General features: G+C 68.7%; 11 protein-coding genes. 2 read left to right on the top strand and 9 right to left on the bottom strand.

Translation table 11 applies throughout. The annotated features are described in order from the left end of the window. Positions 1-24 precede the first annotated feature (24 nt). The 9 genes from KF745_10060 to KF745_10020 all read right to left on the bottom strand — a co-directional run bounded on the left by KF745_10060 (position 25) and on the right by KF745_10020 (position 8347). Entirely contained in the window at positions 25-996 is a 972-nt protein-coding gene (locus tag KF745_10060; protein MBX3358762.1) for a hypothetical protein, read from the bottom strand. Continuing rightward, a complete protein-coding gene (pilM, locus tag KF745_10055) occupies positions 993-2588 on the bottom strand; it encodes a pilus assembly protein PilM (protein ID MBX3358761.1) in 1596 nt (531 codons plus the stop codon). Before pilM ends, KF745_10060 begins: the two co-directional genes overlap by 4 nt. After that, positions 2588-4114, bottom strand: coding sequence for a helix-hairpin-helix domain-containing protein (locus KF745_10050; protein ID MBX3358760.1), 1527 nt, complete (start codon positions 4112-4114; stop codon positions 2588-2590). Before KF745_10050 ends, pilM begins: the two co-directional genes overlap by 1 nt. Beyond that, a complete protein-coding gene (locus tag KF745_10045) occupies positions 4111-4743 on the bottom strand; it encodes a prepilin-type N-terminal cleavage/methylation domain-containing protein (protein ID MBX3358759.1) in 633 nt (210 codons plus the stop codon). The genes KF745_10050 and KF745_10045 overlap by 4 nt, the downstream gene beginning before the upstream one ends. Beyond that, on the bottom strand, positions 4740-5198 hold the full coding sequence (locus tag KF745_10040; GenBank protein MBX3358758.1) for a hypothetical protein: 459 nt from the start codon (positions 5196-5198) through the stop codon (positions 4740-4742). Before KF745_10040 ends, KF745_10045 begins: the two co-directional genes overlap by 4 nt. Beyond that, positions 5195-5815, bottom strand: a complete 621-nt coding sequence (locus KF745_10035) for a type II secretion system protein (protein MBX3358757.1) — start codon at positions 5813-5815, stop codon at positions 5195-5197. The genes KF745_10040 and KF745_10035 overlap by 4 nt, the downstream gene beginning before the upstream one ends. A gap of 23 nt (positions 5816-5838) precedes the next feature. Then, entirely contained in the window at positions 5839-6369 is a 531-nt protein-coding gene (gspG, locus tag KF745_10030) for a type II secretion system major pseudopilin GspG (GenBank protein ID MBX3358756.1), read from the bottom strand. 126 nt (positions 6370-6495) lie between these two features. After that, positions 6496-7692 carry a type II secretion system F family protein gene (locus KF745_10025; GenBank protein MBX3358755.1) on the bottom strand — a complete coding sequence of 399 codons (1197 nt, stop codon included), beginning with the start codon at positions 7690-7692 and terminating at the stop codon, positions 6496-6498. Between the two features lie 55 nt (positions 7693-7747). Continuing rightward, positions 7748-8347 carry a glutathione peroxidase gene (locus KF745_10020; protein MBX3358754.1) on the bottom strand — a complete coding sequence of 200 codons (600 nt, stop codon included), beginning with the start codon at positions 8345-8347 and terminating at the stop codon, positions 7748-7750. Between the two features lie 130 nt (positions 8348-8477). Here KF745_10020 and KF745_10015 point away from each other — a divergent pair, with 130 nt between their 5' ends. Together KF745_10015 and tadA are read left to right on the top strand one after the other, a co-directional pair. Next, entirely contained in the window at positions 8478-9296 is an 819-nt protein-coding gene (locus KF745_10015) for a 6-carboxytetrahydropterin synthase (protein MBX3358753.1), read from the top strand. A gap of 36 nt (positions 9297-9332) precedes the next feature. Further along, positions 9333-11012, top strand: coding sequence for a Flp pilus assembly complex ATPase component TadA (tadA, locus tag KF745_10010; GenBank protein ID MBX3358752.1), 1680 nt, complete (start codon positions 9333-9335; stop codon positions 11010-11012).

The following is an 11012-nucleotide window of genomic DNA, read 5'->3' as shown; positions in this document are numbered from 1 at the left end:
CTGCAACCGCACACACCGGACAGTCTACCGAACCGCTGGCCTTCTGTCTGCGAGCGTCCGCCCCAGCTCCACCACGTACCTCGTTCCCTCGATCTCGATGGTCGCATCCTCGCCCGCCGCGTCGACAAACGTCGCATCCAGCACGCGCGAGCCCGGAGTGAGCGATGTCTGCTGCCCCGACTTGCCGTTGGCAAGCCACAACTCCCAGCCGTGCCGACCACGGACCACCGCCGTTACTTTCCAGTCCTCGTAGGCCGGCGACGCGGGCGCCACGGAGGCGACCGCCGGAGCCTCAGGCCCCCGCACCGCAGGCGGCTCGCGGAAGTTCGCATTGGCCAGGATCGGCCGATACCTCGCGAACTGCTCATCGGCGAGCGGCTCCCACACACGCCCGTCCCCGAACGCGATCTCGGTCGCCGGCGCGACATCGGGCATCATGAGCGTCGTCAACTGAACGCTGAGCTCAAACCGCTCCCTCGCCTTGTCCACCGGCCGAATCCCCCACCGATCGATCCGGTGCACCCATTTCTGATGGTCGAGCGTCGCAACGGCACGGATCACCGCATCCATGCTGCCGACCGCCTGCACCGTCGCCTCGACCGCATAGAAGTCCGCCTGGGCCCGCGCCGACTTGCTGCTCAACTCCCCCGCCTTCGATGCCGGGCTCTTGATCGCCACCGGCTCTCGCGTTGTCACCGTCGGCTGATCCAGCCGGCACTCGGCCGCGATCTCATTGAGCGCCGTTCGCATCGCCGCGGCCACGCCCTCCTCGCTCCGTGCCAGCGTCGTCGACGCGATCTCACCGAGCCGCTTGCGAAGGCCAGGCAGCCGGTCCGACTCCGCCTCCCGCTCCTCGATCTCCTTCCGGACCTGCCCGATCCGCGCCGAGAGCTCGTCGGTCGGAATCCGGTACAGCCTCTGGTACCCCTGCCAGCCCAGCAGCACCGCCGCCGCGGCGGCTCCACCCCATACAACTCTCCTGGTTGCCGGCTTCATGCCTCACCCCCCCGCCGCGGCCACGCCTTCCCCCGCGTTCGGGCCCCCTTGTCGGTCGCCCGAGGCTCGGCGCTCCGCGGCCGCGGGTTCGACGTCGTCAGCGACCAGTCAAACCGCTGCGGCGTATCCGGTCCCCTGGTCTGCAGTTCGTACTCGCTGTTCTTCACCAGCAGGTCCCGCAGCGCATCGGCAACCTCGCGCCGCTTCACCGTCCCCGCCACGTCGAACACCGCCTGCACCTCGTTGGCCCACGCCCCGGCCGCGTATCGCTTCTGCCGGCTCGGCAGCGTGAACGTCACCCGCACGTCGCCGTGGCAGTCCAGCCGGTCCAGCACGCCCGATCGAGGCTCGGGGAGCATGCTCGTGAGTTCTCCCACATGCGCCAGCCAATCGACCCGCGACCCGACCCATCGGTCCAGGTGCTCCACCCTCGCACGCGTCCGGATGCTCTCCCCGTACTCCGCTGCGAGCGACTGGAACTCGGATTCAAGCTCCGCAAGCCGCGCCCGCTGCCTCGACACGGCCAGGTTCGCGGTCGTCAGCAGGCCCCCGCCGACCACCACCGCCAGCAGCGCCGCCAGCAGCATCCGCTGCCGCCTGATCGCCGTCGTGTCGGGTGACTTCTTCGGGCTGGCAAAGTTCAGTGTGTCCCGCCCGATCGCCTCCTCCGCCAGCAGCCCCGCGAGGGGCGCCATGACGCTCCGCTCCGCGGGCGACATCCCCGATGGCGCACGGACAAACTCCGGGTAATCCGTCGCCTCGCTCGGCAGCGCCAGCGACTCCCGGCACTGCGCCGCGACCCTCTTGGCCGCATCATCCGCACCCAGCACCGCCACAGCCTCGATCTCGCTGGATTCCGGAGCCCCGCGGTAGCTCATCCACGTCCGCTTGGCCTCCACAGCGACCCGCTGTGAGAAGGCTTCGACATCATCGTCCGAATCGGGCCGGTACAGGTCCGTCGCACGGGCAAAGACCAGTTGCCCATCCTCCACCACGATGAACTCGGTCGACCCGCTCCCAAGCGCGATCCCCAGCGTGGCGCCCCCGCGCCGCTGCGACGATTCCGCCAGCAACGCCGCCCCTCCCGCCGATCGCAGCGCCACCCTGCCAAGCCTCACCCCCGCCGACCTCGCAATCGCCCGCCTCCAGTCAAGCCGGTCCCCCTGCAGCGCCCCCGCCAGCACCACGCACCCGCCCGGGCCCGCCGGAACCGCGGAGATCCTCGCAAAGTCAATCGCCGCGTTCTCCGGCGACATCGTCAACTGCCGCACCATCTGCAGCCTGACCATGCCCGGTAAATCCGCTTCGCTCGTCCCCGGTGGGAACGCAACCCGCTTGAGCACCACCTCCCCGCGCGGCACCGCGAACACCACGCCCCCTGCGCGGGCCGCGCGGTACATCCCCGCGCTCCGAAGCGTCTCGCCCACCCACTTCCCGATCGCCACCGCATCCGTCGAGTCGATGCCCGCCGGAACATCCACCGCGAGCCACGCCCGGATCTCGACCTGCGGCCCGACGACATCGGCGAGCACGGCCGTCAAACGGTCGTTCTCGAGGTTAATCGAAACCTGCGGGCGATCCCTCCTGAGCATCAGCGCGATCCTCCTCGCGGCCCGGCAGACCAACGACCGACCCGCCCGTCCCTGGGCAAGCCCAACACCGCCGGCGCGGCCGGAGTGACCCCCGGCTGATCACCAGAATAGCCGATCTCTGGCGGCCGAGGCCCCATTGAACCCCGAACCGGCGCCGGCTCCTCGGTTGCATCGGCTGGTTCAGGCCCTGGGGATCGAACATCCCCAGGACTCTCCCGGGCCGCCAACACCCGGGCCACTCCCTCCAGGCTCACATCCCGCAGATAGGCAACCCGCGGCCGAGGCCCCGATACGTCAATAACCGCCTCCAGGACCACCCGATCCCGCAGCACCGCATCCGGGCCTGCTCCCTCCGCACCACTCCCGCTCTCCGGCTCGGCGATTCCACCCTCCACAACCACCCGCCACTGCAACGACCGCGTGGTCACATAGCCAGCCGCCGAAACGAACTGCTCCGGCGTCAGAACCCCCGCCGCCAGAGGCCACGCGATGTTCCCCCGTTCGGTCGCCCCCAGGCTGCTCCGCCTCTCGACGATCGCAGCCGCGGCCGCCGAATCAATCCCCGGAATGCTCGCCAGCACGGCCGCCGACGCCCGGTTGAGATCCACCCGACCGATCAGGTACGGATCGTCCGACGTGGTCAACGCATCAAGTGCACGGCCCACCACATCGGGCGCGAGCCCCGATTGAACGAGCAGCCGTGCCAGATCTTCCGGCGATTGGATCGACCTCCCCCCCTGCATCGCGGCCACAATCGGTGCCGCGGCCTCCGCCCCGGCTTGCTCCGCTACCCGCCGGCCGATCTCCTCGGTCCAATCCCGGTTCACGTTCACGCGAGCAGCGCCGATCGACTCACCCCGCCCGTTCGGCGATCGAGTTCCCTGCACGTTGGGGTCAAAGCTGAACACCGTGACATGCCCGACCCCCGCCGCGCCGCCGGCCCGACTCTCAGCAGCCTCTCCCCCTCGCGCCCTCGTTTCGCCTGCATCTCGCGGGAGAGACACCCCGGCACGCGCCGGGTCATGCAGGCTGTAGAACCCGCCCGGCTGGGAACCGCGCAACTCGATCACCCTCGGCGCCAGTGTGCTCCCGACGCCATCGACTGCCCCCAGCATCGCCTCAGTCGCCGAGTTCAGATCGATCCGCGCAGGCTCGGACTCCAGCGGCAGCGCCGACTCGTCCGTGGCCACCAGGCGGTACATCCCTCGGGGCATCTCCCGTCCAAGCGTCGCCGCGGATTCTGGCCCACCGAAGACCACCCACTCCCGCGTCACCCGCGGATCCTCCCCCGCCAGCAGATCCAGCCGCTGGGCGTCCAACTCGGCCATCACCGCCTGAACACCCGACCACGCGAGCGATCTCGATTCATCGATCCGCGTCTGCTGCGCCGCGCCCACCCCTTCCGCCTCTGCAAGATAGATCATCGTGGTGCCGATCATCGCCCCGATCGCCACCACGATCATCACGGCCAGCAGCGCGAACGCCGAGCGGCGCCGTTCCACGGATTCGCACGCTCGCACGCTCATGACCCCTCCTCGCTCGCCCCATCTGGTACGACCATGACGCGGAGACGATCCGGCGGCGTCACCGGCTCGGCCTCGGTCGTCGCACCGCCGAAGCCGGTTCCCCTCGCAAACCACACGCCCACCTCAACCGCCGCCGGCAGACGCCCCGCTAGGGCGCTGTCAAACTCGCTCACCCACTCCCGGCCGTCGTAGTACCGAAACCGCAGGCGTTCGAGCTGATCCGTAACCACCTCCACCGGCGGCGCGGTCACACCCTCCTCCGCCGACCACCGCCGCGCCGTGACCGCCCCGCTCCGGCTCTCCACCGCGTACTCCGACACCTGCAGGTCCGCATGCACGCGCCCCTGATCGGGCCACACACCGCGAGAGAGAACCCGAAGCGCCGACGACGACCCCTTGATCCCCGCGCCCTCCGCCGGATCCCACGCCATCGACCCGAAGAGATCCGACTCGATCTGCCCGAGCACCACACCCCCCGCCTGCATCTGCTCCACCATCCGGCGCATCTGCGAACGCCGGTTTGAGAGGTTCCACAGGAACGCCATGATCGAGCCCAGCAGCATCGCCGACAACACCACGGCGGCGAGCACCTCCACCAGCGTGAACGCCCTGGACGATCTCGCTCTCATCTCGTACCCCCTGCTGGCCACTCCGTCGCACGCCCATCGCCGGACCTGCCAAGCCGCACCAGCCGGTGACACGACGCGAGCCGACGCGCCGTGCCGCCGGTGTTCTTGATGGCCACCACGGAGACCCTCACGAGCCCCGCGAACGGGCTCGGCTCGGACTCGATCTGCAGCTCCCACTCCTGATCGGGCGGCGGCGCATCCGCGAACCCCGCCGCCCCTTCGCCCTCCCATGGCTTGACCGGACCATCCAGCGTCTCGATCGTTTCAACCCCCGCCTCGATCTTCGCCATCGCCGAGTTCGCCAGGTCCGCCGCGATCATCCGCTCCCGCGCCGCGATCAGCGTGTCACCCGATTGCCCGACAAGTGCCAGGATCGCCAGCCCCGCCGGGACCATGATCGCCAGTGCCAGCAGCACCTCCAGCAGCAGCGCACCGGTTCGCCCTCGCCCGCTCATGGCCGCCCCGCCTCTGCATCCGTCGGCGCTGGCGCGGTCCCGGCATCGTCCGAGCTCCCCGGTCCCGCCGCGACCGCGTCCACGCGGCTGACCCCGGTCCACGCATTGATTCCGATGCGTCCCCGCCGCCCCCCAGCCCCCGCAAGCACCACCGATTCCACCGATGGAATCAGCCGCCCGTCAGGCAGACAGATCGTCAGCACGATCTCTTCCGCTTCCAGCCCGGCCGGATCACGCTCCCGGCCCACCGTCACGCCCGAGGGCAGTTCTACCGGCTCGCCGATCACGCGCCCAACATTCGGCCCCTCCGCCTCTTCGGACCCAGCGGCCTCGCCCGCGACCTCGCTCAGCGAGATCAGCCCCGAGCCGTCACCCGAAACCCCTGCCCTGACCTCGATGATCACGCCTCGCCGCTGCGCCTCGGCCCGCCCCAGCATGACCGCCGTGCCCACCCGTTCCACGCCCTCCCGATACGCCGCTTCGCGCATCCGCGAAACCGTCATCGGCACCACCACCGCGCCCAGCCCCACCGCCAGCGCAATGGCGATGACCAGTTCGATGACCGTGAACGCGCGCCCGCCACCCCGCTGCCTGAACAACCGGGCTGGCTTCCGCACGCGATGCATCGGACCCCACGCGTTTACTGGCCGGTAGACCTCGGCGTTGGTCGGACAGGTCCAGACGACCCCGATCCGGAGTCGCTTCCCTCGGTCGCCTTCCACACGCTGATGTCGTCCTCGGTGCCATCCTGCTTGTCAGGTCCGTAGGACCACAGATCGAACATCCCCTCCGGCCCCTTCTCGCCGACAGCCTTGTACCCCCACTCCGACCCCCACGGATCCTTCGGCGTCGCCTCGTCGAGGTACGGCCGCCACGACCCCTGGTCCTCCTCGGACAGCGCCGACTTGTCCCAGAGCACCACCAGCCCCTCCTCGTCCGTCGGGAACCTGTTGAACGTCAGGTTGAACTGCTTGAGCGCATCCTTGAAACTCTTGAGCTGGATCTGCACGGTCCCCTTGGTCGCCTCCTGCTTCGTGCCCATGAGGTTCACCGTCACCAGCCCGGCGATCGCCAGGATGATCACGATGACGATCATGACCTCGAGCAGCGTGAAGCCCCGAGGAGCCCGCCGTATGACCCGCCGAACAACCAGGCGCGTTGATCCTTCCATGTCTCCAGGTTCCCTTTGTGGTCTGCGATCCGGCACGGGAATCTCCGCGATCCCGCGGCGAGGCGTGCAAGTCTAGTCCGGTGATGAATCGACCGATCCGCGGCCATCGCTCCATTCTCCCGCCGCTCAGCCGGACAAGTGCCGGCCCATCTGCGTCATCGGCAGAATCAGGGCCATCGCTACCAGCCCGATGATGACCGCCATGATCATCAGCATCGCCGGTTCGATGAGCTTGACCGCCACCGACAGCATCCGGTCCAGCCGGGCCTCCAGCGTGTCCGCCACGGTCACCAGCACCGTGTCGAGTGTGTTCGCCGATTCCCCCACCGAGATCATCTCCAGCACATCCTCGGGAAACAGCCCGCACTTCTGCAGCGGAGGCGCCAGCGGCTGCCCCTGCCGAACCGCCTCGGTCGCCTCATCGATCGCCTCCTCCAGCGCCGCCAGCCCCGCCGCGTCGCGGGCGATCTGCATCGCCGAAAGGACCGGAATCGAGTTCGCCAGCATCGTCCCAAGGATCCGGCAGAACCGGGCCACCGCGATCATCCGCGTCAGCGGCCCCAGCACCGGAAGCCTGAGCCTCGCCCGCTCCACCGCCGCCCGCACATCCTCGCGCCGCCACACCCTCCACGCCACCACCCCCACCGCGGCCAGCACCAGCAGCAGCACCAGCCCGTACGAATGAACCCCGTCGCTGATCGCCAGCACCGCGCGAGTCAGGAACCCCAGCGGCATCCGGTCGAACACCTGTCGGAACATCGGGATGAACACGCCGAAGATCAGCCCCATCGCCAGGATCCCCGCCGCCACCAGCACGCACGGGTAGATCAGGCTCCCGAGAATCCGGGCCCGCAGGTCCGCCTGGCTGTTGAGGAACTGGCCCAGTCGCGCCAGCACCGCCTCAAGGAACCCCCCCTTCTCACCCGCCCGGACCATCGCGACATGAATCGTCGCGAACGCCTCGGGGTGCTGCGACATCGCCTCCGCGAGGTCCGATCCGGAGGCGACCGCATCGGAGACTTCCGCGAACACCGCCGACAGCCGCGGAGCCGACTTCTGGTTCGCGAGAAGCCTCAGCGCCCTCAGCAGTGGCACACCCGCCCGCAAGAGGTCCGCAAGCTGGGCATACGCCACCGCCACCTGCCGCGTCGACGCCACCCGCCTCGTCCCCGGCGAATCAGTCTCCGCCTGCCTGGTCAGCAATACCGGCGTGAGGCTGCGCCCCTCCAGCTCCTGCAGCAGCGACTGCTCGCTCGCCGCGGCGAGCGAGCCCGCTACCCGCTCCCCCCCCGCGGTCATCGCAACGTACTTGAAGGTCGGCATCCGCCCGGAGTGTACAGGGACTTATCCAATCCGCGAACCCGGCTCGCCAGTTCGCTCAGCCGGGCGAAGCGCCCACACCGGCCGGCGCCGCCGCGGCCGCCTCGAGCAACTCATCGATCCGTTTCATCACCTCCGGGCTGTTGACCCGCGTTTTGGCGGCGATCCGGGCGACGACGTTCCCGTTCCGATCAACCAGGAACTTCGTGAAGTTCCACTCCGGGTCCCCACCGATCGGCGGCGCCTGGCCCGACAGGTGCCGGTACAACTCGTGCTGATCGTCCCCCTTCACCGAGATCTTCGAGAACATTGGGAACGTCACCGAATACTCCGCCTCGCAGAACGCCGCGATCTCTGCGTCCGTCCCCGGCTCCTGCTCCATGAAGTTGTTGGCCGGAAACCCCAGGACCACGAGCCCCTTCTCCTTCTTCGCCTCGTACAGCGCCTGCAGATCCTTGTACTGCGGCGTCAGGCCGCACTTGCTCGCGACGTTCACGATCAGGACCACCTTCCCCTTGTACTCCGCAAGATCCTGGGGCGTCCCGTCAAGTCGCTTCATCGTGTAGCCAAGCACATACGGGCTCTTCGCCGCCGCATCACCCGGCGGCGCACCGCCCGCGGGCGGTTCGCGGTTCACGAGCCCGCCGGAGGCCAGCATCGCCGAGATCATGGCCGGCACCCCCAGGACCACCGACCACCACTTCGTTGCCATGAGGAGCCTCCCGTCCGACCCGTCACCCGCACCCGGCACCAGTCTATCGCCGGCTCCTCCGATACGATCCGCCTGCATGGTCAACCTCACCCGCACCGTCCGTTTTTCCATTAACCCGGCCCCGGCGCCGGGCGGCTCGGCCGATTGGGGCGACGCCGCGAACACCTTCGCGGCCTTCCCGACGATGCGAGGCCTCGGTCGGCACTACGAACTCGATGTCTGCTGCCAGGGCGAGATAGACCCCTCCACCGGCTATTTTGTCAATATCAAAGTGGTGGATGCGGCCGTCAGGACCGCCGCGATCCCCTTGATCGAGCAGGCCTGCCGCGAGCGCCCGACCTCGCCCCCGGAAACCATCCTTCCAGATCTTCTCGCCCGCCTCAACGCCGCGATGCGAGGCAGCGTGCACTCCGTGCGATGGCGGCTCTCCCCCTACTATTGCGTCGAGATGCAGCAACACGACACCAATCGCGCGCTGATCCGCCAGCGGTTCGAGTTCGCTGCGTCCCATCGCCTGCACTGCGCGGGGCTCACCGACGAGCAGAACCGCGAACTCTTCGGCAAGTGCAACAACCCCGCCGGCCACGGCCACAACTACCTCGTCGAGCCATGTGTCGAGGTCTCTCTCGATGCCCCCGAACCCGCCTTCGGCCTCGCCGACATCGAGCGGCTCACCCAGGAGACGATCGTCCGTCGGTTCGACCACACGCACCTCAACGTCGACACCCCCGAGTTCCGCGAGGGCAGCGGGGTCAATCCCTCGGTCGAGAACATCGCCGCGGTCTGCTTCCGCCTCCTCGAACCCGCAATCTCCCGGGCCTCCTCCGGCAACGCGACCCTCCGGTCGATCACCGTGTGGGAAACCGAAAAGACCAGCTGCACCTTCCCGGCATGACCCAGGCCGCACTCCGCCGGCCGTAGAATGGAGCCCATGGGGATCGCTTCGTTACTCCTGGATCGTGGCCTGATCAGCCGCCCGCAACTCGACGAGGCGGTCGCGACCCAGCGGGCCAGCGGCGAGCGGATCGATCGCGTCCTGGTCCGCATGGGAATCGTCACCGCCGACCAGGTCCTCCAGGCCATCGGCGACCAGTTCCACATGCCCGTCGTCGACCTGCGACAACTCGCGATCGACGAAACGGTGCTGAGCGCCCTCCCCGCCAAGCTGGTCTACAAGCAGAACTGCGTCCCCATCGCCCGCACCGCCGACTCGCTCACCGTCGCGACCAGCGATCCCTTCGAACTCTCGATGTTCGATGAGCTCAAGCTCCTCACCGGGTGCTCCATCGAGGTCGTCCTCGCCGATGAAGAGGAGCTCCGCACCTTCATCCGCGATCACTACGGCGTCGCCGGCGACACCCTCGACGAGATGGCGGCCGGCCTGACCGAGCTCAACGGCTCCGCCGCCGATTCCATCGACGCCGACGAACTCGAGCGGGCCCAGGAGGCATCCGTCGTCCGCCTCGTCAACGACATCCTCATGGAAGCCGTCAGCGAGCGGGCCACCGACGTCCACATCGAGCCCTACGAGCGAGAACTCGCCGTCCGCTACCGCATCGACGGCGTCCTGCAGAAGGCCAACCTCCCCTCCACCATCCACCGCTTCGGCACCGCGATCGTCAGCCGCCTGAAGATCATGGCCAGCCTCAACATCGCCGAGAAGCGCCGCCCGCAGGACGGCCGGATCACCCTCCGCCACAAGGGCCAGGACTTCGACCTCCGCGTCAGCGTCATCCCCATGCTCTTCGGCGAGGGGGTCGTCCTGCGCGTCCTCAACAAGTCCGCGGTCGCCATGACACTCGACCAGCTCGGGATGCCCCGCGAGGTCCTCGAATCCTGGGACACCCTCATCGGCCGCCCCCACGGCATCCTGCTCGTCACCGGCCCCACCGGCTCGGGCAAGAGCACCACCCTCTACGCCTCCCTGAACCGCATCGTCACCGACGAGATCAAGGCCATCACCGTCGAGGACCCCGTCGAGTACCACATCGCCGGCGTCAACCAGATCCAGGTCAACCACAAGGTCGGCCTAGATTTCGCTTCGGGCCTTCGCTCCATCCTCCGCCACGACCCGGACGTCGTGATGATCGGCGAGATCCGCGACAAGGAAACCGCCGAGACCGCCATCCAGGCCTCCCTCACCGGCCACCTCGTCTTCTCCACGCTCCACACCAACGACGCCTGCAGCGCCACCACCCGCCTGCTCGACATGGGCGTCGAGCCCTTCCTCGTCTCCTCCTCGCTCGAGGGCGTGCTGGCCCAGCGCCTCGTTCGCCGTGTCTGCCCAGACTGCTCCGAGACCTACCGCCCCGACGAGGCCGCCATCCCACGCGACCTCGAGATCCGCCCGACCGATACCTTCGTCCGCGGCACCGGCAACGGCTGCCGCGCCTGCCGCGGAACCGGCTACCGCGGCCGCGTCGGCGTCTACGAACTGCTCGGCATGATCGACCCCCTCCGCGAGATGGTCATGCAGCGCGTCAACGCCCCGCGGATCGCCGCCGCGGCCACCGACGCCAAATGCCTCTTCACCCTCCGGCACGACGGCCTCAACAAGGCCCGCGCCGGCGTCACCACGCTCGAAGAGGTCGTCCGCTCCCTCACCACCTGA

This window comes from Phycisphaeraceae bacterium (assembly GCA_019636655.1).
GTDB lineage: Bacteria > Planctomycetota > Phycisphaerae > Phycisphaerales > UBA1924 > JAHBXB01.
The sequence above is the reverse complement of the archived record's forward strand: the minus strand, read 5'-3'. Positions and strand labels throughout refer to the sequence as shown.